At 60.9% G+C, this 22902-nt stretch carries 19 protein-coding genes; 12 read left to right on the top strand and 7 right to left on the bottom strand.

Features of this window, described 5'->3' with window-relative positions; all coding sequences use genetic code 11:
• Positions 1 to 187 precede the first annotated feature (187 nt).
• Positions 188 to 1372 carry a NupC/NupG family nucleoside CNT transporter gene (locus ACJ8IM_RS22950; RefSeq protein ID WP_004931212.1) on the top strand — a complete coding sequence of 395 codons (1185 nt, stop codon included), beginning with the start codon at positions 188 to 190 and terminating at the stop codon, positions 1370 to 1372.
• A gap of 34 nt (positions 1373 to 1406) precedes the next feature.
• Here the strand turns inward: ACJ8IM_RS22950 and ACJ8IM_RS22945 are convergent, their stop codons facing one another.
• The gene (locus tag ACJ8IM_RS22945; protein WP_033636480.1) at positions 1407 to 1841 is read right to left on the bottom strand and encodes a DUF3574 domain-containing protein; all 435 of its coding nucleotides are present in this window, start codon (positions 1839 to 1841) and stop codon (positions 1407 to 1409) included.
• A 253-nt stretch (positions 1842 to 2094) separates the two neighbouring features.
• On the opposite strand from ACJ8IM_RS22945, the gene ACJ8IM_RS22940 reads away from it, so the two are divergent.
• The 6 genes from ACJ8IM_RS22940 to recG all read left to right on the top strand — a co-directional run bounded on the left by ACJ8IM_RS22940 (position 2095) and on the right by recG (position 8786).
• Positions 2095 to 2712, top strand: a complete 618-nt coding sequence (locus ACJ8IM_RS22940; protein ID WP_025304704.1) for a trimeric intracellular cation channel family protein — start codon at positions 2095 to 2097, stop codon at positions 2710 to 2712.
• 211 nt (positions 2713 to 2923) lie between these two features.
• Positions 2924 to 3547, top strand: a complete 624-nt coding sequence (gmk, locus tag ACJ8IM_RS22935) for a guanylate kinase (RefSeq protein ID WP_033636481.1) — start codon at positions 2924 to 2926, stop codon at positions 3545 to 3547.
• A 54-nt stretch (positions 3548 to 3601) separates the two neighbouring features.
• The gene (rpoZ, locus tag ACJ8IM_RS22930; protein ID WP_004931221.1) at positions 3602 to 3877 is read left to right on the top strand and encodes a DNA-directed RNA polymerase subunit omega; all 276 of its coding nucleotides are present in this window, start codon (positions 3602 to 3604) and stop codon (positions 3875 to 3877) included.
• Between the two features lie 18 nt (positions 3878 to 3895).
• Positions 3896 to 6007 (top strand): bifunctional GTP diphosphokinase/guanosine-3',5'-bis pyrophosphate 3'-pyrophosphohydrolase, encoded by a 2112-nt coding sequence (gene spoT, locus ACJ8IM_RS22925; RefSeq protein ID WP_019452189.1) that lies wholly within the window; start codon positions 3896 to 3898, stop codon positions 6005 to 6007.
• A 5-nt stretch (positions 6008 to 6012) separates the two neighbouring features.
• Complete coding sequence (gene trmH, locus ACJ8IM_RS22920) at positions 6013 to 6708, top strand: tRNA (guanosine(18)-2'-O)-methyltransferase TrmH (RefSeq protein WP_033654519.1); 696 nt, start codon at positions 6013 to 6015, stop codon at positions 6706 to 6708.
• Positions 6705 to 8786 carry an ATP-dependent DNA helicase RecG gene (gene recG / locus ACJ8IM_RS22915; protein WP_033654518.1) on the top strand — a complete coding sequence of 694 codons (2082 nt, stop codon included), beginning with the start codon at positions 6705 to 6707 and terminating at the stop codon, positions 8784 to 8786. Before trmH ends, recG begins: the two co-directional genes overlap by 4 nt.
• 42 nt (positions 8787 to 8828) lie before the next feature.
• Here the strand turns inward: recG and gltS are convergent, their stop codons facing one another.
• Complete coding sequence (gltS, locus tag ACJ8IM_RS22910; protein ID WP_033649747.1) at positions 8829 to 10040, bottom strand: sodium/glutamate symporter; 1212 nt, start codon at positions 10038 to 10040, stop codon at positions 8829 to 8831.
• Between the two features lie 240 nt (positions 10041 to 10280).
• Here gltS and ACJ8IM_RS22905 point away from each other — a divergent pair, with 240 nt between their 5' ends.
• Complete coding sequence (locus tag ACJ8IM_RS22905) at positions 10281 to 11681, top strand: nucleobase:cation symporter-2 family protein (protein ID WP_019452186.1); 1401 nt, start codon at positions 10281 to 10283, stop codon at positions 11679 to 11681.
• A gap of 128 nt (positions 11682 to 11809) precedes the next feature.
• Entirely contained in the window at positions 11810 to 13471 is a 1662-nt protein-coding gene (locus ACJ8IM_RS22900) for an AsmA family protein (RefSeq protein ID WP_033654517.1), read from the top strand.
• 34 nt (positions 13472 to 13505) lie between these two features.
• Here the strand turns inward: ACJ8IM_RS22900 and fabY are convergent, their stop codons facing one another.
• The 5 genes from fabY to typA all read right to left on the bottom strand — a co-directional run bounded on the left by fabY (position 13506) and on the right by typA (position 18434).
• Positions 13506 to 14453: a fatty acid biosynthesis protein FabY gene (fabY, locus tag ACJ8IM_RS22895; protein WP_033636491.1), complete on the bottom strand. Its 948-nt coding sequence runs from the start codon at positions 14451 to 14453 to the stop codon at positions 13506 to 13508.
• A 21-nt stretch (positions 14454 to 14474) separates the two neighbouring features.
• Positions 14475 to 14912: a D-aminoacyl-tRNA deacylase gene (gene dtd, locus ACJ8IM_RS22890; protein WP_033654516.1), complete on the bottom strand. Its 438-nt coding sequence runs from the start codon at positions 14910 to 14912 to the stop codon at positions 14475 to 14477.
• Complete coding sequence (locus tag ACJ8IM_RS22885; protein WP_033636493.1) at positions 14909 to 15802, bottom strand: virulence factor BrkB family protein; 894 nt, start codon at positions 15800 to 15802, stop codon at positions 14909 to 14911. Before ACJ8IM_RS22885 ends, dtd begins: the two co-directional genes overlap by 4 nt.
• A 51-nt stretch (positions 15803 to 15853) precedes the next feature.
• Positions 15854 to 16444, bottom strand: coding sequence for a glucose-1-phosphatase (gene yihX / locus ACJ8IM_RS22880; RefSeq protein WP_033636494.1), 591 nt, complete (start codon positions 16442 to 16444; stop codon positions 15854 to 15856).
• Between the two features lie 166 nt (positions 16445 to 16610).
• Positions 16611 to 18434 carry a ribosome-dependent GTPase TypA gene (typA, locus tag ACJ8IM_RS22875; protein ID WP_004931243.1) on the bottom strand — a complete coding sequence of 608 codons (1824 nt, stop codon included), beginning with the start codon at positions 18432 to 18434 and terminating at the stop codon, positions 16611 to 16613.
• Between the two features lie 370 nt (positions 18435 to 18804).
• Between typA and glnA the strand changes: the two genes are divergently transcribed.
• The 3 genes from glnA (at position 18805) to glnG (ending at position 22878) form a co-directional block, all read left to right on the top strand.
• The gene (glnA, locus tag ACJ8IM_RS22870; protein WP_004931244.1) at positions 18805 to 20214 is read left to right on the top strand and encodes a glutamate--ammonia ligase; all 1410 of its coding nucleotides are present in this window, start codon (positions 18805 to 18807) and stop codon (positions 20212 to 20214) included.
• Between the two features lie 193 nt (positions 20215 to 20407).
• Positions 20408 to 21457, top strand: coding sequence for a nitrogen regulation protein NR(II) (gene glnL / locus ACJ8IM_RS22865; RefSeq protein WP_004931246.1), 1050 nt, complete (start codon positions 20408 to 20410; stop codon positions 21455 to 21457).
• Positions 21458 to 21465: 8 nt separating this feature from the next.
• On the top strand, positions 21466 to 22878 hold the full coding sequence (gene glnG / locus ACJ8IM_RS22860) for a nitrogen regulation protein NR(I) (protein ID WP_015379452.1): 1413 nt from the start codon (positions 21466 to 21468) through the stop codon (positions 22876 to 22878).
• The last annotated feature ends 24 nt before the right edge of the window (positions 22879 to 22902 follow it).

Below are 22902 nucleotides of genomic sequence, written 5' to 3'. Positions count from 1 at the left end.
GGCCTCTGGGCAACCGGCCACCGGGAAGCTTATGAAAAACTGCCGAGCAGCGCGTGCGGATGACAATCGGCAAGATATCCCGCACGCCATAAGTATTTTGTTCTAATTATCACGCAAGGTAATGAAAGGGCGGCGATGCTGTGGCTAAATGTGTTTTTTTCCTGCCCGTGAACCGTACGGACCGTTTATGCCACAAATTCTGCAATTTATTATGGCTCTGGTGGTGATCATCGCCCTGGCGCTGCTGGTTAGCAATAATCGCAAGAAAATCCGCCTGCGCTATATCATCCAGCTGCTGGTGATCGAAGGCGCGCTGGCCTATTTCTTCCTGCACTCCGCCAGCGGGCTCAGCGTGATCAAACACGTCGCCGGCTTCTTCGACACCCTGCTCGCCTACGCCGCCCAAGGATCGGAGTTCGTGTTCGGCGGCATGAGCAAGGATGGTCTGGCATTCATCTTCCTCGGCGTTTTGTGCCCTATCATCTTTATTTCCGCCCTGATCGGCATTTTGCAGCATTTCCGCATCCTGCCGCTGATCATTCGCCTGGTCGGCACCTTGCTGTCCAAGGTCAACGGCATGGGCAAGCTGGAATCGTTCAACGCCGTCAGCACGCTGGTGCTGGGGCAGTCGGAGAACTTCATCGCCTATAAAGGCATCATCGGCGATATCTCGCCGCGCCGCATGTACACCATGGCCGCGACCGCCATGTCGACGGTATCGCTCTCCATCGTCGGCGCCTACATGTCGATGATCGACGCGCAGTACGTGGTGGCGGCATTGATCCTTAACATGTTCAGCACCTTCATCATTCTGTCGATCATCAACCCGTATCAGGTCGAAGACGAGCCGGAGCTGAAGCTGAACAAACTGCATGAAGATCAGAGTTTCTTCGAAATGTTGGGCGAATACATTCTGGCCGGCTTCAAGATTGCGATGATCATCGCGGCGATGCTGATCGGCTTTATCGCGCTGATCTCCGCCGTCAATGCGCTGTTCTCCGCGGTGCTCGGCATCAGCTTCCAGCAGATCCTCGGCTATGTGTTCTATCCGCTGGCCTGGCTGATCGGTATCCCGGCGGAAGAGGCTCTGAAGGCGGGCAGCATCATGGCGACCAAACTGGTGGCCAACGAATTCGTGGCGATGATTGAGCTGAAGAAAATCGCGGCGGAGCTGTCGCCGCGCGGGCTGGGCATTCTGTCGGTGTTCCTGGTGTCGTTCGCCAACTTCGCCTCCATCGGCATCGTCGCCGGCGCCATCAAGGGACTGAACGAGCAGCAAGGCAACGTGGTTTCCCGTTTTGGCCTGAAGCTGGTTTACGGCTCGACGCTGGTGAGCCTGCTGTCGGCGGCCATCGCCGGCCTGGTGCTGTAATCCCCACTCCCGGCCGCAGGGCCGGGAGTTCGCTTTAAAACGCCACGCACACCGGCGCATCCACCCGCATTACCGAATCCTGCGCAAACTGCTGCTTGTAGCCGCTGCGCAGCGCCTCGATATTCATCTCGCTCTCTTTGCCCGGTGCATGGATCAGCAGCAGCGCCTTGCTGTTCTCGCGCGCCAGCTTGCCATCGTGGCCCAGCCACTGCCCTTTGGCATCAAAGACCGTCAGCCCGTCTTTAAAGCGCGGCGTCACCTGGCTATCGACGAAGGTTTGCCACTCGGCGGCGGTGATCGCCGGCCCCGCCGGGCGATTCAGGCCGAAGTAGAGCGTTGTCTGCACCAGCGGATCGCCGGTGCGGCAAGCCGGGGCGGGTGGCACAGCCTGGTGGCCTGGCGCCACGCAGCCGCTCAGCAGCAGGGCGGCCACCACGGCGCCGGCGGCCAATCTCGGGGAGTTTTTCATCTGCAGTCTCGGTTTATCGGTTGAAGGATTCGCTGCAAAAAGCATAGTCAGCGATGGAAACCAGCGCGAAATTTCTAATGCTTTCATCAACAGCCAGATGTTAAAAAAGGCTGGTTATCGGCAATAAAAACGGAGTTTGGATTAGCTAAATTAATCCGAAACGCCATCAGTGAAAAAAACTCAGTGGCGCGCGCCATCGGCGGCGATTACCCTGCCGGCCATCATTCTGACGCAAGTACGCTGTGAATCCCTTATGTTACTGAGCATCCTTTATATCATCGGCATCACCGCCGAAGCCATGACCGGCGCGCTGGCGGCCGGCCGCCGCCAAATGGACATGTTCGGCGTGATCATCATCGCTTCGGTCACGGCGATCGGCGGCGGGTCGGTGCGCGATATGCTGCTCGGGCATTTTCCATTGGGCTGGGTCAAACACCCGGAATACATCGTCATCGTCGCGATAGCGGCGATCGTCACCACCTGGGTGGCTCCCCTGATGCGCCATTTGCGCCGCCTGTTCCTGGTGCTCGACGCCGTCGGCCTGATCGTCTTCTCGATCATCGGCGCGCAGGTGGCCCTGGATATGGGACACAGCGCCATTATCGCCGCCATCGCCGCAGTGATCACCGGCGTCTTCGGCGGGGTGCTGCGCGACATGTTCTGCAACCGTATCCCGCTGGTTTTCCAGAAAGAGATCTACGCCGGCATCTCCTTCAGCGCCGCCTGGCTGTATATCGGCCTGCAGCACCTCAGCCTGCCGCACAATCTGGTGGTGATCCTCACGCTGGTCGCCGGCCTGAGCGCGCGCCTGATCGCCCTGCGCTTCCGCCTCGGCCTGCCGGTGTTCAACTACCAGCATCCGGATCACTGATCTCGGGGCGGCAACGCGCCGCCGCCGAGGCCAAAACTGCAGAAATGTCGCCCTTCGACGCGCAAATTCGCTCATTCGCCGCTTTTTCCGCGCAAAGCGGCGGGCAAAATGCGAGCTAACGCTGCACCCGGCGCGTTAGCCGTGTATACTGTGCGGAGAAAATACACATCCGCTGTTATTGGCATATCAACCGTTATCAACGAACATCATCATGGCTCAAGGCACGCTTTATATTGTCTCTGCTCCCAGTGGCGCAGGTAAATCAAGTCTGATTCAGGCTTTGTTAAAGACGCAACCGCTGTACGACACGCAGGTTTCGGTTTCGCACACCACGCGCGACAGCCGCCCGGGTGAAAATCACGGCGAGCACTATTTCTTCGTCTCGAAAGACGAATTCCGCCGGATGATCGAGCAGGACGCGTTTCTTGAGCACGCCGAAGTGTTCGGCAACTATTACGGCACCTCGCGCGCCGCCATCGAACAAGTATTGTCGACCGGCGTGGACGTGTTTCTGGATATCGACTGGCAGGGCGCGCAGCAAATCCGCGCCAAAATGCCGCAGGCGCGCAGCATCTTCATTCTGCCGCCGTCGAAGGAAGAACTGGGCCGCCGCCTGCGCGGGCGCGGGCAGGATTCCGAAGAGGTGATCGCCAAGCGCATGGCTCAGGCCGTGGCGGAAATGACGCATTACGCGGAGTACGATTACCTGATCGTGAACGATGATTTCGATCTGGCGCTGTCCGATCTGAAGACCATCATTCGCGCCGAGCGCCTGCGTTTGGGCCGCCAGTTGCTGCGGCATGACGCTTTAATCAGCAAACTATTGGCAGACTGAAGGCAGTTTCAGTATCATGCCCAGTCTTTTCGTCACCTGTGGAGTAGCACAAATATGGCACGCGTAACTGTTCAAGACGCTGTAGAGAAAATTGGTAACCGTTTTGACCTGGTGTTGGTCGCTGCTCGTCGGGCGCGTCAGATCCAGACCGGCGGCAAAGATGCACTGGTTCCGGAAGAGAACGACAAGTACACCGTTATCGCCCTGCGCGAAATCGAAGAAGGCCTGATCACCAGCCAGATCCTCGACGTGCGTGAGCGCCAGGAACAGCAAGAGCAGGAAGCCGCAGAGATTCAAGCGGTTACCGCGATTGCTGAAGGTCGTCGTTAATTAGACTGCGAGTCCGCCTTGTACCTGTTTGAAAGCCTGAATCTGCTGATTCAACGTTACCTGCCCGAGGAGCAGATTAAGCGCCTCAAACAGGCATACCTCGTCGCGCGCGACGCGCACGAGGGCCAGACACGCTCCAGCGGTGAGCCTTACATTACTCACCCGGTCGCCGTGGCCTGCATCCTGGCGGAAATGCGTCTCGATCACGAGACGCTGATGGCGGCATTGCTGCACGACGTCATCGAAGACACCCCAGCCACCTATCAAGATATGGAACAGCTGTTCGGCAAGAGCGTCGCCGAACTGGTTGAGGGCGTCTCCAAGCTCGACAAGCTGAAGTTCCAGGACAAGAAAGAAGCGCAGGCGGAAAACTTCCGCAAGATGATCATGGCGATGGTGCAGGATATCCGCGTCGTGCTGATCAAGCTGGCCGACCGTACGCACAACATGCGCACCCTCGGTTCGCTGCGCCCCGACAAACGCCGGCGCATCGCGCGTGAAACCCTGGAAATCTACAGCCCGCTCGCCCACCGTCTGGGTATTCATCACCTGAAGACCGAGCTGGAAGAGCTGGGCTTCGAGGCGCTGTACCCGAACCGTTATCGCGTGATCAAGGAAGTGGTGAAAGCCGCACGCGGCAACCGCAAAGAGATGATTCAAAAAATCCTCTCCGAGATCGAAGGGCGACTGACCGAAGCCGGCATCGCCTGCCGCGTCAGCGGGCGGGAAAAACACCTCTACTCCATCTACCTCAAGATGCATCTCAAAGAACAGCGTTTCCATTCCATCATGGATATCTACGCGTTCCGGGTGATCGTGAAAGAGGTCGATACCTGCTACCGCGTGCTCGGCCAGGTGCACAGCCTGTACAAACCGCGCCCGGGGCGAGTGAAAGATTACATCGCCATTCCCAAGGCCAACGGCTATCAATCGCTGCATACCTCGCTGATCGGCCCGCACGGCGTGCCGGTCGAAGTGCAGATCCGCACCGAAGACATGGACCAGATGGCTGAGATGGGGGTAGCCGCGCACTGGGCTTACAAGGAAAGAGAACAGGGCGAAACCGGCACCACGGCGCAGATCCGCGCCCAGCGCTGGATGCAGAGCCTGCTGGAACTGCAGCAAAGCGCCGGTAGTTCGTTTGAGTTTATCGAGAGCGTCAAATCCGATCTGTTCCCGGATGAGATTTACGTTTTCACCCCGGAAGGCCGCATCGTCGAGCTGCCCGCCGGCGCCACGCCGGTCGATTTCGCCTATGCGGTGCATACCGATATCGGCCATGCCTGCGTCGGCGCGCGCGTCGATCGTCAGCCATACCCGCTGTCGCAGTCGCTGACCAGCGGCCAGACCGTCGAGATCATCACCGCGCCGGGCGCGCGGCCCAACGCCGCCTGGCTGAACTTCGTGGTCAGCTCGAAAGCGCGCGCCAAAATTCGCCAGATGCTGAAGAACCTCAAGCGCGACGACTCCGTCGGCCTCGGCCGCCGTCTGCTCAACCACGCGCTGGGCGGCAGCCGCAAGCTGGCCGAAATCCCGCAGGAAAACATTCAGCACGAGCTGGACCGTATGAAGCTGGCGACGCTGGACGATCTGCTGGCGGAAATCGGCCTCGGCAACGCCATGAGCGTGGTGGTGGCGAAGAACCTGCAGGGCGATCAGTCCAGCCTGGGCGCATCCTCCGGCGTGCGCAACCTGGCCATCAAGGGCGCCGACGGGGTGTTGATCACCTTCGCCAAGTGCTGCCGCCCGATTCCGGGCGATCCGATTATCGCTCACGTCAGCCCGGGCAAAGGGCTGGTGATCCACCATGAGTCCTGCCGCAATATTCGCGGCTATCAGAAAGAGCCTGAGAAGTTCATGGCGGTCGAGTGGGATAAAGAGACCGAGCAGGAGTTCATCGCCGAGATCAAGGTGGATATGTTCAACCACCAGGGCGCGTTGGCCAACCTGACGGCGGCGATCAACGCGGCCGAGTCCAATATTCAGAGCCTGAACACCGAAGAGAAAGACGGTCGGGTTTATAGCGCCTTTATCCGCTTGACCACCCGCGATCGCATCCATTTGGCAAACATTATGCGTAAAATCCGTATCATGCCGGATGTGATCAAAGTTAACCGCAACCGAAACTAGCGCTTATGAGTCCTGAACGCTATGCGCGGATTTGTGAAATGCTCGCGACCCGGCAGCCGGATTTGACGGTCTGCCTGGAGCAAGTGCACAAACCGCATAACGTCTCCGCCATTATCCGCACCGCCGACGCCGTCGGCGTGCATCAGGTCCACGCCGTGTGGCCCACCACCCGCATGCGCACCCTGGTTTCCTCCGCCGCCGGCAGCAACAGCTGGGTCAGCGTCAAAACCCATCGTTCCATCGGCGACGCGGTCGGTCACCTGAAAGCGCGGGGCATGCAAATTCTGGCCACCAATCTGTCTGCGCGCGCGGTCGATTTCCGCGAGGTGGATTACACCCGGCCCACCTGCGTGCTGCTCGGCCAGGAAAAAACCGGCATCACCGAAGAAGCGCTGGCGCTGGCCGATCAGGACATCGTCATTCCGATGATCGGCATGGTGCAATCGCTCAACGTCTCCGTGGCCTCGGCGCTGATCCTGTATGAAGCGCAGCGCCAGCGGCAGAACGCCGGCCTGTATCGCCGCGACAACAGCATGCTGGATGAAGAAGAGCAGCAGCGTCTGCTGTTCGAAGGCGGTTACCCGGTGCTGGCCAACGTGGCCAAGCGCAAAGGGCTGCCACGCCCGCAGATTGACGAGCAGGGCCAGGTGGTCGCCAGCGCCGAATGGTGGGCGGCCATGCAGGCGACGGTGCGCAAATGAAAGGCCGCCTGCTGGATGCTGTCCCACTCACCACGCTTTCCGGGGTTGGCGCCAGCCAGGCGGGCAAACTGGCCAAACTCGGCCTCGAGACCATTCAGGATCTGCTGCTGCACCTGCCGCTGCGCTACGAAGACCGCACCCGCCTCTACCCGATCAATGACCTGCTGCCGGGCATCTACGCCACGGTAGAAGGGGAAGTGCTGCGCAGCGACATCAGCTTCGGCCGCCGCCGCATGCTGACCTGCCAGATCAGCGACGGTACCGGCATCCTCACCATGCGGTTCTTCAACTTCAACGCCGCGATGAAGAACAGCCTGGCCACCGGCCGCCGCGTGACCGCCTATGGCGAGATCAAGCGCGGCAACCACGGCGCGGAAATCATCCATCCGGAATACCGCATTCAGGGCGAAGCCAGCGAAGTCGAGCTGCAGGAGTCGCTGACGCCGGTCTACCCCACCACCGAAGGGGTGCGGCAAGCCACGCTGCGCAAGCTGACCGATCAGGCGCTGGAGCTGCTGGATACCTGCGCCATCGCCGAACTGCTGCCGCCGGAGCTGAGCGGCGGCCTGATGAGCCTGCCGCAGGCGCTGCACACCCTGCATCGCCCGCCGCCGGACATCCAGCTGGCGGATCTGGAGCTGGGCAAACACCCGGCGCAAAAACGCCTGATCCTCGAAGAGCTGCTGGCGCATAACCTCAGCATGCTGGCGGTGCGCGCCGGCGCGCAGAGCTATCAGGCGCAGCCGCTGCTGCCGGACGATCGGCTGAAAAACCGTTTTCTCGCCCAGCTGCCGTTCTCGCCGACCGGCGCGCAAACGCGCGTGGTGGCCGACATCGAAGCCGATATGCAAAAAGACTTCCCGATGATGCGGCTGGTGCAGGGCGACGTCGGCTCCGGTAAAACGCTGGTGGCGGCGCTGGCGGCGCTGCGCGCCATCGCGCACGGCAAGCAGGTAGCGCTGATGGCGCCGACCGAGCTACTGGCCGAGCAGCACGCCAACAATTTCCGTCAGTGGTTTGAACCGCTGGGGCTGGAGGTCGGCTGGCTGGCCGGCAAACAGAAAGGCAAGGCGCGCATCGCGCAGCAGGAGGCTATCGCCAGCGGCCAGGTGTCGATGGTGGTCGGCACCCACGCCATCTTCCAGGAGCAGGTGCAGTTCAACGGCCTGGCGCTGGTGATCATTGATGAGCAGCACCGCTTCGGGGTGCATCAGCGGCTGGCGCTGTGGGAGAAAGGCGAAGAGCAAGGCTTCCACGCCCATCAGCTGATCATGACCGCCACGCCGATCCCGCGCACGCTGGCGATGACCGCCTATGCCGATCTCGATACCTCGGTCATCGACGAGCTGCCGCCGGGCCGCACGCCGGTGACCACCGTCGCCATCCCCGATACCCGCCGCGCCGACATCATTCAACGGGTGAAGAGCGCCTGTCTGGAAGAGGGGCGGCAGGCTTACTGGGTATGTACGCTGATCGAAGAGTCCGAGCTGCTGGAAGCGCAGGCGGCGGAAGCCACCTGGGAAGAACTGAAAACCGCGCTGCCAGAGCTGAAGGTAGCGCTGGTGCACGGCCGCATGAAAGCGCAGGAAAAGCAGGCGGTGATGCAGGCGTTTAAACAGGGCGAGCTGCAGCTGTTGGTGGCCACTACGGTGATCGAAGTCGGCGTCGACGTGCCGAACGCCAGCCTGATGATCATCGAAAACCCGGAGCGGCTGGGCCTGGCTCAGCTGCACCAGCTGCGCGGCCGCGTAGGGCGCGGCGCCGTGGCCTCACACTGCGTGATGCTGTACAAAACGCCGCTGAGCAAGACTGCGCAAACGCGCCTGCAGGTGCTGCGCGACAGCAACGATGGCTTCGTCATCGCGCAGCGCGATCTGGAGATCCGCGGCCCGGGCGAGCTGCTGGGCACCCGCCAGACCGGCAGCGCCGAATTCAAGGTGGCGGATCTGCTGCGCGATCAGGCGATGATCCCCGAAGTGCAGCGCGTCGCTCGCCATCTCCATCAGCACTATCCGGAGCACGCCCAGGCGCTGATCGAACGCTGGCTGCCGGAGAAGGCGCGCTACTCCAACGCATAAAAAAGGGCGCCGCAGGCGCCCTTTTCGCGATGACCCGCGATATCACCCCACCGCCGGGAACACCGGCAGCAGCAGATACAGCTTGATGACGATGGCATTGGCGATATCGATAAAGAACGCCCCCACCATCGGCACCACCAAAAACGCCACGTGCGACGGGCCGAAGCGATCGGTGATCGCCTGCATGTTGGCGATCGCCGTCGGCGTGGCGCCCATGCCGAAGCCGCAGTGGCCGGCGGCCAGCACCGCCGCGTCGTAGTTTTTACCCATCACCCGATAGGTAACGAAGATCGCATACAGCGCCATGACCAGCGTCTGCACCGCCAGGATCGCCAGCATCGGCAGCGCCAGCGAGGCCAGCTCCCACAGGCGCAGACTCATCAGTGCCATCGCCAGGAACAGCGACAGGCTGACGTTGCCCAGCACCGACACCGCCCGCTCGAACACGGTATAGAAACCGGTGAAGGCCAGCGTGTTGCTGAGGATCACCCCGACGAACAGCACGCAAACGAAGTTCGGCAGTTCAAACACCGTGCCGCTCAGCAGGCCGGCAATCAGCTGCCCCAGGCTCAGACAGATGGCGATCATGGCGATGGTTTCGATCATCACCAGCGAGGTGATCAGACGGCCGCTTTCCGGCTTCTCGAAGCCGCTCGGCTGCACGCTGTCATCCGGGGTGCCTTCCGGCGTGGAGGAGTGCTTGACCAGATAGCGCGCCACCGGGCCGCCGATCAGGCCGCCCAGCACCAGGCCGAAGGTGGCGCAGGCCATGGCGACTTCCGTGGCGTTCTCGAAGCCGTAGCGCTCGATGAATAGCTTGCTCCAGGCCGCCCCGGTGCCGTGGCCGCCCGACAGGGTGATCGACCCGGCGATCAGGCCCATCAGCGGATCCAACCCCAGCATTTTCGCCATGCCGATGCCGATGGCGTTCTGCACGATAAGCAGCCCCAGCACCACGAACAGGAACACCACCAGCACCTTGCCGCCGGCGCGCAAACGCGCCAGGTTGGCGTTCAGACCGATGGTGGCGAAGAAGGCCAGCATCAGCGGATCCTTCAGCGACATGTCAAAACTGATTTCCCAGTTGACGAGCTTTTTCAGGGCTAACAGCAGGAGGGCCACCAGCAAACCGCCGGCGACGGGAGCGGGAATGGTATATTTTCGCAGCAGAGGAATGGTTCTGACGCACTTGCCCCCGAGGAGCAAAACCAGCGTCGCCGCGACTAACGTGCCATAAGTATCAAGATGAAACATCCAGGTACTCCATGTAAGGAAAAAGATCCAAATAAAAATAATAAGTTATAGAAAACCACTGAGTTTTTAAACTTGATGAGTGCAGGATTAGAAGTAAAAAACGCTGAGATGACAAGAAAAAATGAATGAAAATGCGACATAAACAGGAAAGTCGGCAACATAATATTTACGCGCAACCGTTTGCTTTTGTGGGGCGGAGCATTAAAATGCCTGCTTTGCCGTATCTGGAAACGCCACACCATGAGCATGTCATCCTCCGAGCTTGATGCCGCGCGCCAAGCCGCCTCAGAACCCCGCGCCAGTGAACTGATTTATCGCCTGGAAGATCGCCCGCCGCTGCCGCAAACGCTGTTTGCCGCCGGCCAGCATCTGCTGGCGATGTTCGTCGCGGTGATCACCCCGGCCCTGCTGATCTGCCAGGCGCTGGGTCTGCCGGCACAGGATACCCAGCACATCATCAGCATGTCGCTGTTCGCCTCCGGTCTGGCTTCCATTCTGCAAATCAAAACCTGGGGGCCGGTGGGTTCCGGGCTGCTGTCGATTCAGGGCACCAGCTTCAACTTCGTTTCGCCGCTGATCATGGGCGGTCTGGCGCTGAAAAACGGCGGCGCCGACGTGCCGACCATGATGGCCGCGCTGTTCGGTACCCTGATGGTCGCCTCCTGCACCGAAATTCTGCTGTCGCGCGTGCTGCATCTGGCGCGCCGCATCATCACCCCGCTGGTTTCCGGCATCGTGGTGATGATCATCGGCCTGTCGCTGATTCAGGTCGGCCTGACCTCGATCGGCGGCGGCTACGCCGCGATGAACGATCATAGCTTCGGCTCGCCGAAAAACCTGCTGCTGGCCGGCGCGGTGCTGGCGGTAATCATCCTGCTGAACCGCCAGCGCAACCCTTACCTGCGCGTGGCTTCGCTGGTGATCGCCATGGCGGTCGGCTATCTGTTGGCCTGGGCGATGGACATGCTGCCCGCCGACGCACCGGCGGCCCCCACGGCGGCAATCACCATCCCCACGCCGCTCTATTACGGCCTGGGCTTCGACTGGAACCTGCTGCTGCCGCTGATGCTGATCTTTATGGTCACCTCGCTCGAGACCATCGGTGACATCACCGCCACCTCCGACGTCTCCGAACAGCCGGTCAGCGGGCCGCTGTACATGAAGCGCCTGAAGGGCGGCGTGCTGGCCAACGGCCTGAACTCGATGCTGTCGGCGGTGTTCAACACCTTCCCCAACTCCTGCTTCGGTCAGAACAACGGCGTGATCCAGCTGACCGGCGTCGCCAGCCGCTACGTCGGCTTCGTGGTGGCGCTGATGCTGATCGCGCTGGGGCTGTTCCCGGCGGTGGCCGGCTTCGTGCAGCACATCCCCGAACCGGTACTGGGCGGCGCGACCATCGTGATGTTCGGCACGATCGCCGCCTCCGGCGTGCGCATCGTGTCGCGCGAGCGTCTGAATCGCCGCGCCATCATGATCATGGCGCTGTCGCTGGCCGTCGGCATGGGCGTCTCCCAGCAGCCGCTGATCCTGCAGTTCGCGCCGGACTGGCTGAAAACTCTGCTCTCTTCCGGCATCGCCGCCGGCGGTATTACCGCTATCGTGCTGAACCTGGTGTTCCCGCAGGAACACGAGAAGAAGTAACCCGTCCATTGGCGTTCAAACGGCCGCTTGCGGCCGTTTTTTATTGTCTATCAGACCATTGCCCTTGAGATGCCCGGCCAATTGCGGCATAAACAGGGTATCTTTTTTGACCGATGCGGATGTAGACGATGAAATTTATCGGAAAGCTGTTGCTGACGTTGCTGCTGCTGATCGTACTGGCGGCAGTGGTGCTGTACCTGGTGGGGCAAACCCGCTGGGCGGCAGGCCGCCTGAGCGCCTGGATCAGCGACAACAGCGAATACCGCCTGTCGATAGGAAAAATCACCCATTCGTGGAGCCAGCCGAACCAGATTGAGCTGGAAGACGTGCAACTGGCGCGCAACGGCCAGCCGCAGGCGCTGGTCGCCAAACGCGTCGATCTGGGCCTCAGCCTGCGCCAAATCACCGAGCCGCGCTATTTTCACAGCGTCACGCTGCGCGACGGCACGCTGAACGTGCAGCCGCAGGCGGCGGCGCTGCCTGTACAGGCCGACGTGCTGCAGCTGAGCAACATGGCGTTGCAGTCCAACGATAACGAGTGGCAGCTCAACGCGCAGCAGGTCACTGCCGGCATCACGCCGTGGCGCCCGCTGGCCGGCCATCTGCTAGGGGATAACAACCAGTTCCAGTTCAGCGCCGGTTCGATGACGCTGAACGGCATCCCCGCCTCGAAGGTGTTGGTGCAGGGGGAGCAGAAGCAGGGCCAGCTGCTGTTGAACAACTTCGGCGCCGATCTGGCGCAGGGCGACCTGACCGGCGTGGCCAGCCGCGCCGCCGACGGCAGTTGGCAGGTGGATCGCCTGCGGCTGAGCGGCGTGCGCATGCAGACCCCGCTGACGCTGGCGGAATTCATGCAGCGCTTTACCACCCTGCCGCCGGTCACCCTCAAGCGTTTCGATCTGATCGACGCGCGCCTGGAAGGCAAGGCATGGGCGTTTAACGATCTCGATCTGTCGCTGCAAAACGTCAGCGTCGAAAAAGGCGACTGGCGCAGCGAAGACGGCTCGCTCAACGTCAACGCCAGCGACGTGATCAACGGCGGCTTCCACCTGATCGATCCGATCGCCACCCTGCGGCTCTCCTCCGCCGGCATCGCCATTCAACAGTTCACCACCCGCTGGGAAGGCGGGCTGCTGCGCACCTCCGGCAACTGGCTGCGCGCCGGCAAACGCCTGCAGCTGGATGAAGTGGCCATGGCGGCGCTGGAGTACACCCTGCCGAGCGACTGGCGCGAACTGTGGCTGAAACCGCTGCCGGACTGGCTGGCGGAGGTGTACGTCACCAAGCTGACCACCAACCGCAATCTGATCATCGATATCAACCCGGCATTCCCGTTCCAGATCACCGCGCTGGACGGCTACGGCAGCAACCTGCTGCTGGCGCGCGATCGCCAGTGGGGCATATGGTCCGGATCGCTCAACCTGAACGGCAGCGAGGCGACCTTCAACAAGATAGACGTGCGGCGCCCTTCGCTGGCGCTGAACGCCGACGCCAATCAGATTAACGTCACCGAGCTCAGCGCCTTTATGCCTAATGGGTTGCTTGAGGCCAAAGCGACCGTCGATCAGCTGCCGGGCAAGCCGTTCCAGCTGACGCTGCGCGGCCGTTCGGTACCGATCAACACCTTGCAGCAATGGGGATGGCAGCCGGTGCCGCTGACGGGCGACGGCAACCTTGAGCTGCAGTTGAAAGGGCTGCTGAACAGCGACGGGCCGTTCAAAGCCTCGTTGAAGGGAAATCTGCAGGCCACCGCCGGCGACGGCCAAGCGGTGAACCAGCAACTGCCGTAATGCCCTGCGCGGCGCCCTCAGGCAGGCCGCCGTCTTACTCTTCCAGCGCCTCAGAGCCGCCCTGATCCAGCGGCACATCCGGCTCGGCCGGCAGCACCATGTAGGTGCCTTCGAACACCGCACCTTTATCCTCGTCGCCGAACAGATGCACTTCGGCGTGCACGCGCGCGCGGCGGCCGCGCGCCAGACGCGCCAAATCGCCGCTCAGCGAGCCGAGATCCGCCACCGCTCGCGGCCTGCCGGTAATCGGTTTGCTGTAGCGAATGTGCGCGTCCGCCAGAATGATGGTGCCGCCGAGGTGGCGCTCGCGCAGCAGCAGCCAAATCAGCCCCCAGGCGGTCAGCGTCGCCAGCGAGAACAGGCTGCCGGCGAACAGCGTGTGGTGCGGATTCTGGTTGCCGGTCTCCGGCATGGTGGTGACGAAGCGCTGGCCGGTGTATTGGCTGATGCGCACGCCCATCTTTTCGCTCAGCGGGATGTGTTCATACCAGGCCTGCTGCAATTGGCCGCACCAGTCGGGGCGATGCAGAATATCGTCCAGCGTCGCTACCGGTTTGATCATCAAAAAGTGGCGGATCGGGGTGGTCTGCGGCGCAGTGATCTCCCCCTGATTGACGAACCCCAGCTTGGCGAAGAAGTCCACCGCGTCTTCACGGGCGCTGCACACCACCCGCTTCACGCCCTCCTGCCGCGCGACGGACTCCAGCGTCATCGCCACCAGCGTCCCCAGCCCTTTATCCTGCAGCGTCGGATCTACCGCCAGAAAACGGATCGCCGCCTCGTTGTCGGCATTGATGTACAGCCGCCCGATGGCGACGATTTTACCGGCCTCGTCCACCACCATTTGGTGGTGGGCCATGGCGTCATAGGCATCCTTTTCCGAACCCACCGGCTGGTGCAGCGGCTTGCGCAGCATTTCCCAGCGAAACTGGTAATACTCCTTCAGTTCTTGCTCTGTTACGGGTACTCGTAGGTGATACATAGACGCCTGTTCTCCGAATGCTTAGACCTGTAGCCAGAATGTCACCGGACCATCGTTGAGCAGCGCCACCTGCATGTCGGCGGCGAATTCGCCGGTCTGGGTCTCTACGCCGCGTTCGCGGCACTGGCCAACAAAATATTGATACAACCGATCGGCGACCAAAGGTGCGGCGCCGCGCGAGAAGCTGGGCCGCATGCCCTTTTGGGTGTCCGCCGCCAGGGTGAACTGCGAAACGACCAGCACGCTGCCCCCGGCCTGCTGGACGTTGAGATTCATCTTGTCGTTCTCGTCGCCGAAAATGCGGTATCCCAACACGCGTTCGCACAGGCGCTGCGCTTTTTGCTCGTTATCGCCCTGCTCCACGCCCAATAACACTAACAAACCGGGGCCAATCTTGCCTACCGTCTCGCCACCCACCGTGACGCTGGCGTTTAACACCCGTTGAATCAACGCAATCATTCCTGCTGCCCTTCTGGTTTCTGTTCCTGTTGCTCCGCCTTCTGCCGGCGGTAGTCGCGGTATTCGCCGATGGTCACGGTGATTTCCGCGCCGAGTAACACGATACACCAGCTCCAGTAGACCCACAGGAATAAAATCGGGATCACCGCCAGCACGCCGTAAATCAGCTGATAGGAGGGGAACATGGTGACGTACAGCGCGAATCCCTTCTTGCCCAGCTCGAACAGCAATCCGGCCACCAGCGCGCCAATCAGCGCGTCTTTGGGCGGCACCCGCACCGTCGGCACGATGCAATACAGCAGCCAGAAGGAAGCGCACGACAAAATCAGCGGGAAGATGCGCAGCACCTGATCCACCAGGCCGTTGACGCCGGTCTGCGCCAGCCAGTTGAGCGACAGCAGGTAGGAGCTGATGGCCATGCTGGCACCCACCAGCAGCGGCCCCAGCGTCAGCACCATCCAGTACACGGCGAAGGAGAAGACGATCGGCCGCTTGTTCTTGCTGCGCCAGATGGTGTTCAGCACGCTGTCCACCGAGGAGATCAACAGCAGCGCGGTGACGATCAGCCCGCAGGTGCCGACGGCGGTCATCTTGTTGGAGTTGGCGACGAACTGTTCCAGGTAGTTCTGTATGACGTTGCCGGCGGCCGGCACGAAATTGGAAAAGATGAAGCTCTTCAGCTGTTCGCTGATGTCGGAAAACATCGGGAAAGCGGCGAACAGCGCGAACACCACGGTGACCAGCGGCACCAGCGACAGCAGGGAAACATAGGCGAGATGGCCCGCCAACATCGTCAGGCCATCGTGATCGATACGCTGGTACAGCAGCCGTCCGAAGGTGACGCCGGGCTTAATCGCAGAGGGCAGCTTCTTTCGGCGGAAAAACGACATGGTCACTCCTTGATGTCCGTTGATACGCCTTAAGCTTAACGCGCCCTGCGCTCATTGAGCAAAATAGGCTGGCACCACGTCGCGATCGGTGACGTGCACCGTCTTGATCCCCAGCGCCTGCGCGGCGAGGACGTTCGCTGGGTGATCGTCGAAGAACACCGCGTCGGCGGCGGCGGTGTTTTCCGCGGCCAGCACATGCTGGTAGATCTCGGCCTCCGGCTTGCGCATGCCGAGATCTTGCGACAGATAGAGATGATCGGCGGCGGCGGCCACTTCAGGATAGTGCTGCGGCCAGTAGTTGCAGTGCAGACGGTTGGTGTTCGACAGCACCACCACCCGGTGGCCCTCGTTGCGCAGGCGCTGCATGATGTCGATCACTTCCGGGCGCAGCGCGACGAATACCGCCTGCCAGCCGGTGGCGAATTGCTCGAAGCTGAGCGCGATGCCCATTTCATCGCACAGCTTGCCGGCGAAGTCTTCGTCGCTGATTTCACCGCGCTCATGCTGCTGGAACACCTCACCCATAGTGAAACGATCGGACAGCACCGCCAACGGCGTGCCGCTCAAATTGCTCCACACGCCCAGCACACGCTTGAAATCGATATCGACGATCACATTACCTAAATCAAAGATATACAGCATAGTCCTCTCCTGATGGGCCGGTGAGATTTCACTGTAGCGGGAAAAGGAACAGCTGAACAGGGAGCGAACGGAAAAGCGCATAGCGCGCCGCACAAACGGGGAACAACAGAGGAAAAAACTCAGGGCGCGAGAACCGCGCCCTAAGCATGAGGCACTCAATCAGCGATTAAGCGTCTTTAGGACCGCGGCTGGCACGCTTACGATCGTTTTCCGTCAGGTGACGCTTACGGATACGGATCGAGGTTGGCGTCACTTCTACCAGTTCGTCGTCATCGATGAACTCCAGAGCTTGCTCCAGGGTCATTTTGATGGCCGGAACCAGGGTAGTCGCTTCGTCAGTACCGGAAGCACGCATGTTGGTCAGCTTCTTACCGGTCAGGCAGTTTACGGTCAGGTCGTTGGAACGCGAGTGAATACCGATGATCTGGCCTTCATACACTTCCGCACCGTGGCCCAGGAACAGCTTGCCGCGATCCTGCAGGCCGAACAGCGCGAACGCGACTGCTTTGCCCTGGCCGTTGGAGATCAACACGCCGTTCTGACGCTGGCCCACTTCGCCCGGACGCACGTCGTCGTAGTGGCTGAAGGTGGAGTACAGCAGACCGGTGCCCGAAGTCATGGTCATGAATTCGTTACGGAAGCCGATCAGACCGCGGCTTGGGATCACGTAGTCGAGACGCACGCGGCCCTTACCGTCCGGATCCATGTTTTTCAGGTCGGCTTTACGCTCGCCCATCGCCTGCATCACGGAACCCTGATGCTGCTCTTCGATATCCAGCGTCACGTTCTCGAATGGCTCCTGCTTGCGGCCATCGATTTCGCGGAAGATAACTTTCGGACGGGAAACCGCCAGCTCGAAACCTTCGCGACGCATGTTTTCGATCAGCACCGACAGGTGCAGCTCGCCACGGCCGGAAACGCGGAAGGCGTCCGCATCGTCGGTTTCTTCAACGCGCAGCGCCACGTTGTGCACCAGCTCTTTGTTCAGACGGTCAAGGATCTGACGCGACGTCACGTACTTGCCTTCTTTACCGCAGAACGGCGAGGTGTTGACGTTGAAGAACATGGTGACGGTCGGTTCGTCGACGGACAGCGCCGGCAGCGCTTCTACGGCGTTGGTGTCGCAGATGGTGTCGGAGATGTTCAGCTCGCCCAGGCCGGTGATGGCGATGATGTCGCCCGCTTCCGCCAGGGTGCTGTCGATACGCTCCAGACCCAGGTGGCCCAGCACTTTGCCCACTTTACCGTTGCGAGTTTTACCTTCGCTGTCGATGATGGTGACCTGCTGGTTCGGCTTCACTTTACCGCGCTTGATGCGGCCGATGCCGATAACGCCCAGGTAGTTGTTGTAGTCCAACTGGGAGATCTGCATCTGGAATGGCGCTTCCAGCTCAACCTGCGGCGCAGACACGTGGTCGACGATCGCCTGATACAGCGGGGTCATGTCTTCCGCCATGTCGGTGTGGTCGACGCCGGCGATGCCGTTCAGCGCAGAAGCGTAGATGATCGGGAAGTCGAGCTGCTCGTCGGTCGCGTCGAGGTTCACGAACAGGTCGAACACCTGATCCACAACCCAGTCAGGGCGCGCGCCAGGACGGTCAACCTTGTTGATGACCACGATCGGCTTCAGACCGTTGGCGAAGGCCTTCTTGGTCACGAAGCGGGTTTGCGGCATAGGGCCATCCATTGCATCCACAACCAGCAGCACCGAGTCAACCATCGACATCACGCGTTCTACCTCGCCGCCGAAGTCGGCGTGTCCCGGGGTATCCACGATGTTGATACGGTAACCGTTCCAATTAATGGCGGTGTTTTTTGCGAGGATGGTAATCCCACGCTCTTTCTCCAAATCGTTGGAGTCCATTACGCGTTCGGTGGCTTCCGCACGCTCTCCGAAAGTACCGGATTGTTGCAGCAGCTTATCAACCAGGGTGGTTTTACCATGGTCAACGTGGGCAATAATGGCGATGTTACGCAAATTTTCGATCACAGCTTTGCCTCGGGCATTAGAAATAGCGCGCTATTGTACACGTATTAAGCGAGGGACTAAACAAGATCACAACCATCTCTTATAAACAACCGCGTACCGGTCAGTTTGTGATCCCTTTCACGGTGCAAAAAGCCGCAATCGCTGCACTTTTGCACCATTTCGGTGCCTGAGCCCACCCTTATTGCACCATAAAAGTGCAATTTATCGTTGATGGTGCATACTGTGGCTGGGTAAAACCCGCGCAGAAAGGCGATGAACGCCTTTTTAAAAAGTTGGCACGCTTTTCGCTTTAGTCTTTTCAAGGCGAAAAAAAGCCAGTTCCACAGATTCGTTCCACGACGACGACAATGATAAACCGGGAGAGTTAAGTATGTCCGCTGAACACGTTTTGACGATGCTGAATGAGCATGAAGTGAAATTCGTAGACCTGCGTTTCACTGACACCAAGGGTAAGGAACAGCACGTGACTATCCCGGCTCACCAGGTAAACGCCGACTTCTTCGAAGAAGGCAAAATGTTTGACGGCTCCTCTATCGGTGGTTGGAAGGGCATCAACGAATCTGACATGGTGCTGATGCCGGACGCCAGCACGGCGGTTCTGGATCCGTTCTTCGAAGAACCTACCCTGATTATTCGCTGCGACATTCTCGAGCCGGGCACCATGCAAGGCTACGATCGCGACCCGCGCTCCATCTCCAAACGCGCCGAAGACTTCCTGCGCTCCTCCGGCATCGCGGATACCGTGCTGTTCGGGCCAGAGCCTGAGTTCTTCCTGTTCGACGACATCCGCTTCGGCAGCAGCATCCGCGGTTCCCACGTGGCCATCGACGACATCGAAGGCGCCTGGAACTCCGGTACAAAATACGACGGCGGCAACAAAGGCCACCGTCCGGCGGTGAAAGGCGGTTACTTCCCGGTTCCACCGGTCGACTCTTCGCAGGATCTGCGTTCCACCATGTGCTTGACCATGGAAGAGATGGGCCTGGTGGTTGAAGCGCACCACCACGAAGTGGCGACCGCCGGTCAGAACGAAGTGGCAACCCGCTTCAACACCATGACCAAGAAAGCCGACGAAATTCAGATCTACAAATACGTGGTGCACAACGTGGCGCACGCTTTCGGCAAAACCGCGACCTTCATGCCGAAGCCTATGTTCGGCGACAACGGTTCCGGCATGCACTGCCACATGTCGCTGTCCAAGAACGGCACCAACCTGTTCGCCGGCGACAAATACGGCGGCCTGTCTGAAACCGCGCTGTTCTACATCGGCGGCATCATCAAGCACGCCAAGGCGATCAACGCCCTGGCCAACCCGACCACCAACTCGTACAAACGTTTGGTGCCGGGTTACGAAGCGCCGGTGATGCTGGCTTACTCCGCCCGTAACCGCTCCGCGTCCATCCGCATCCCGGTGGTCGCCAGCCCGAAAGCGCGCCGCATCGAAGCCCGCTTCCCGGATCCGGCGGCTAACCCATACCTGTGCTTCGCCGCGCTGCTGATGGCCGGCCTGGACGGCATCATCAACAAGATCCACCCTGGCGACGCCATGGACAAAAACCTGTACGACCTGCCGCCGGAAGAAGAAGCCGAGATCCCAAAAGTGGCCGGCTCGCTGGACGAGGCGATGGCCGCACTGAACGAAGACCGCGAGTTCCTGACCCGCGGCGGCGTGTTCACCGACGATGCGATCGATGCCTACATCGAACTGCGCAAAGAAGAGATGGACCGCATTCGCATGACGCCACACCCGGTTGAGTTCGAACTGTACTACAGCGTCTAAGCCCTACCCGCGCCGTCTGCGCAGGCGGACGGCGCCCACATTTTTGTTATCGCTTTTTTGTTGCCGTGGAAACTTTCAGCCCATCTTCGGATGGGTTTTTTTCTCCACCGTATTTTCTGCAAAACTATTCCATACCGCGCCGATCCCGGATGGAGTAGGATAGATGCACTAAAAAGGTGCAGGAGTCTGCTGTATGGCAACTGGCAAGCTGCCCGATGCTGGGCAGATCCTCAATTCACTCATCAACAGCATCCTGCTGTTGGATGACTCTCTGGCGGTTCACTACGCCAACCCTGCGGCACAGCAATTGCTGGCGCAAAGCTCCCGCAAGCTGTTCGGCACGCCGCTGCCCGATTTGCTCGGTTATTTTTCGCTGAACGTCTCTTTGATGCGTGAAAGCCTGCGCGCCGGTCAGGGCTTCACCGACAACGAAGTGACCCTGGTGGTCGACGGCCGTGCGCATATCCTTTCCCTGACCGCTCAGGCGCTGCCGGAAGGCTATATTCTGGTCGAGCTGGCGCCGATGGACAATCAGCGCCGCCTGAGCCAGGAACAGCTGCAGCATGCCCAACAGGTGGCGGCCCGCGATCTGGTGCGCGGTTTGGCGCACGAGATTAAAAATCCGCTGGGCGGTCTGCGCGGCGCGGCACAGCTGCTGGCCAAGGCGCTGCCCGATCCGGCGCTGACCGAATACACCAAGGTGATCATCGAGCAGGCCGATCGGCTGCGCAATCTGGTGGATCGCCTGCTCGGCCCGCAGCGGCCCGGCCAGCACATCACCCAGAGCATCCATCAGGTCGCGGAGCGCGTCTGCCAACTGGTGTCGCTGGAAATGCCGGATAACGTCACGCTGGTGCGCGATTACGATCCGAGCCTGCCGGAAATGGCCCACGACCCGGATCAGATAGAACAGGTGCTGCTGAACATTACCCGCAACGCGCTGCAGGCGCTGGGCGAAGCGGGCGGCACCATCACACTGCGCACCCGCACCGCGTTTCAGATTACGCTGCACGGCACCCGCTACCGGCTGGCGGCGCGCATCGACGTTGAAGACGACGGCCCCGGCGTGCCGGCGCAGCTGCAGGACACGCTGTTCTACCCGATGGTCAGCGGCCGCGAGGGCGGCACCGGCCTGGGATTATCCATCGCCCGCAATCTTATCGATCAGCATTGCGGAAAAATTGAATTCAACAGTTGGCCAGGTCATACCGAATTCTCGGTCTACCTGCCCATTCGTCAGTGAGGTTTGCTATGCAACGAGGGATAGTCTGGATCGTCGATGACGATAGCTCCATCCGCTGGGTGCTTGAGCGCGCGCTCACCGGCGCGGGCCTGAGCTGCGCCACCTTCGAAGGCGGCAATGACGTGCTGGAAGCCTTGGCCACGCAAACCCCCGACGTGCTGCTGTCCGATATCCGCATGCCGGGCATAGACGGCCTGGCGCTGCTCAAACAGATCAAACAGCGCCACCCGATGCTGCCGGTGATCATCATGACCGCGCATTCGGATTTGGACGCCGCCGTTAGCGCCTATCAGCAAGGGGCCTTCGACTACCTGCCGAAGCCGTTCGACATCGACGAAGCGGTGGCGCTGGTCGAGCGCGCCATCAGCCATTATCAGGAGCAGCAGCAGCCGGTGCGCAGCCAGCCGGCCAGCGATCCGGCGGCGGACATCATCGGCGAGGCACCGGCGATGCAGGACGTGTTTCGCATCATCGGCCGGCTGTCGCGTTCGTCGATCAGCGTGCTGATCAACGGCGAATCCGGCACCGGCAAGGAGCTGGTGGCGCATGCGCTGCACCGCCACAGCCCGCGCGCCAAGTCGCCGTTCATCGCCCTGAACATGGCCGCCATCCCCAAGGATCTGATCGAGTCCGAGCTGTTCGGCCACGAGAAAGGCGCCTTCACCGGCGCGAACCAAATTCGTCAGGGCCGTTTTGAACAGGCTGACGGCGGCACGCTGTTCCTCGACGAGATCGGCGATATGCCGCTCGACGTGCAAACGCGCCTGCTGCGGGTGCTGGCGGACGGCCAGTTCTACCGGGTCGGCGGCTATGCGCCGGTGAAGGTCGACGTGCGCATCATCGCCGCCACGCACCAGAATCTGGAGCTGCGGGTGCAGGAAGGCAAGTTCCGCGAGGATCTGTTCCACCGCCTGAACGTGATCCGCGTACACCTGCCGCCGCTGCGCGAGCGCCGTGAAGACATCCCGCGGCTGGCGCGCCACTTCCTGCAGATCGCCGCCAAAGAGTTAGGCGTCGAGGCCAAGAACCTGCACCCGGAAACCGAAACCGCGCTGACCCGCCTGCCCTGGCCGGGCAACGTGCGCCAGCTGGAGAACACCTGCCGCTGGCTGACGGTGATGGCCGCCGGGCAGGAAGTGCTGATCCAGGATCTGCCGGGTGAGCTGTTCGAAACCGCCGCGCCGGAAAGCCCCAGCCACAGTCTGCCGGACAGCTGGGCCACGCTGCTGGCGCAGTGGGCCGATCGCGCGCTGCGTTCCGGTCATCAAAACCTGCTGTCGGAAGCACAGCCGGAAATGGAGCGCACGCTGCTCACCACCGCGCTGCGCCACACCCAAGGGCACAAACAGGAAGCCGCGCGCCTGCTGGGCTGGGGGCGCAATACCCTGACCCGCAAGCTCAAAGAGCTGGGTATGGAATAGGAACGGGGATGGATGATGAAAAAC

The organism is Serratia sp. CY33525 (genome assembly GCF_052169115.1).
GTDB lineage: Bacteria > Pseudomonadota > Gammaproteobacteria > Enterobacterales > Enterobacteriaceae > Serratia > Serratia sarumanii.
Note: the sequence above shows the minus strand (reverse complement) of the source record. Positions and strands in the feature narration are given on the sequence as shown.

What these genes read in the sequence shown, in the direction of transcription:
- glnL (WP_004931246.1), top strand. Translation starts at nt 20,408, where the DNA reads ATGGCAACTGGCAAGCTGCCCGATGCTGGGCAGATCCTCAATTCACTC.
- ACJ8IM_RS22885 (WP_033636493.1), bottom strand. Translation starts at nt 15,802, where the DNA reads ATGTCGTTTTTCCGCCGAAAGAAGCTGCCCTCTGCGATTAAGCCCGGC.
- gltS (WP_033649747.1), bottom strand. Translation starts at nt 10,040, where the DNA reads ATGTTTCATCTTGATACTTATGGCACGTTAGTCGCGGCGACGCTGGTT.
- gmk (WP_033636481.1), top strand. Translation starts at nt 2,924, where the DNA reads ATGGCTCAAGGCACGCTTTATATTGTCTCTGCTCCCAGTGGCGCAGGT.
- ACJ8IM_RS22900 (WP_033654517.1), top strand. Translation starts at nt 11,810, where the DNA reads ATGAAATTTATCGGAAAGCTGTTGCTGACGTTGCTGCTGCTGATCGTA.
- glnG (WP_015379452.1), top strand. Translation starts at nt 21,466, where the DNA reads ATGCAACGAGGGATAGTCTGGATCGTCGATGACGATAGCTCCATCCGC.
- trmH (WP_033654519.1), top strand. Translation starts at nt 6,013, where the DNA reads ATGAGTCCTGAACGCTATGCGCGGATTTGTGAAATGCTCGCGACCCGG.
- ACJ8IM_RS22905 (WP_019452186.1), top strand. Translation starts at nt 10,281, where the DNA reads ATGAGCATGTCATCCTCCGAGCTTGATGCCGCGCGCCAAGCCGCCTCA.
- rpoZ (WP_004931221.1), top strand. Translation starts at nt 3,602, where the DNA reads ATGGCACGCGTAACTGTTCAAGACGCTGTAGAGAAAATTGGTAACCGT.
- ACJ8IM_RS22940 (WP_025304704.1), top strand. Translation starts at nt 2,095, where the DNA reads ATGTTACTGAGCATCCTTTATATCATCGGCATCACCGCCGAAGCCATG.
- dtd (WP_033654516.1), bottom strand. Translation starts at nt 14,912, where the DNA reads ATGATTGCGTTGATTCAACGGGTGTTAAACGCCAGCGTCACGGTGGGT.
- fabY (WP_033636491.1), bottom strand. Translation starts at nt 14,453, where the DNA reads ATGTATCACCTACGAGTACCCGTAACAGAGCAAGAACTGAAGGAGTAT.
- glnA (WP_004931244.1), top strand. Translation starts at nt 18,805, where the DNA reads ATGTCCGCTGAACACGTTTTGACGATGCTGAATGAGCATGAAGTGAAA.
- ACJ8IM_RS22950 (WP_004931212.1), top strand. Translation starts at nt 188, where the DNA reads ATGCCACAAATTCTGCAATTTATTATGGCTCTGGTGGTGATCATCGCC.
- yihX (WP_033636494.1), bottom strand. Translation starts at nt 16,444, where the DNA reads ATGCTGTATATCTTTGATTTAGGTAATGTGATCGTCGATATCGATTTC.
- recG (WP_033654518.1), top strand. Translation starts at nt 6,705, where the DNA reads ATGAAAGGCCGCCTGCTGGATGCTGTCCCACTCACCACGCTTTCCGGG.
- ACJ8IM_RS22945 (WP_033636480.1), bottom strand. Translation starts at nt 1,841, where the DNA reads ATGAAAAACTCCCCGAGATTGGCCGCCGGCGCCGTGGTGGCCGCCCTG.